The 589-nt window shown below is 65.4% G+C and carries 1 protein-coding gene; it reads left to right on the forward strand.

Annotated features, from left to right (window positions below):
• On the forward strand, positions 1–589 hold a 589-nt coding region (locus ADICYQ_RS31365), incomplete at both ends, for a GMC family oxidoreductase (RefSeq protein WP_235114857.1).

The following is a 589-nucleotide window of genomic DNA, read 5'->3' on the forward strand; positions in this document are numbered from 1 at the left end:
GACGAGCAGATTCGCGGCTACCGCGGTTACCCCTCCGCGCTCATCAGCGAAGACTTCGTGCGCCCCGACGGGGTCGACTTCGCGGGCGGATATCTCCTGCAAAGCCTCGGCGTGATGCCACTTGCCTACGCAACCTCCCTCGTGCGCGGTGCCGGGCTCTGGGGCAACGACCTCATTGACGCGCTCGACGCGTTGCGCTACACGGCCGGCATCGGCATCAACGGCGAATGCCTCCCCGCCGAGAATAACAGACTCATATTGGCCGACGAGGTGGATGAATGGGGCATCCCACGTGCGGTCGTCACATTTACACCCGGCCCGAACGAGCAGGCGATCAGCGAGCACGCGACGACAACCATGACCCGCATTCTGGAAGCGGCGGGTGCACTCGAAACGCGGGTACTCGCCCGCACCGCCCACACCCTTGGCACGTGCCGGATGAGCGCCGACCCGGGCAAGGGTGTCGTCGACGCCGACGGGCGCAGCCATGACATCCCCAACCTCTGGATCTCGGACAATTCCACGTTCCCCAGCGCGCTCAACGCAAACCCAGGCCTCACTCAGATGGCGCTCTCGCTACGAACCGCAG

The sequence above is a fragment of the Cyclobacterium qasimii M12-11B genome (genome assembly GCF_000427295.1).
Lineage (GTDB): Bacteria > Bacteroidota > Bacteroidia > Cytophagales > Cyclobacteriaceae > Cyclobacterium > Cyclobacterium qasimii.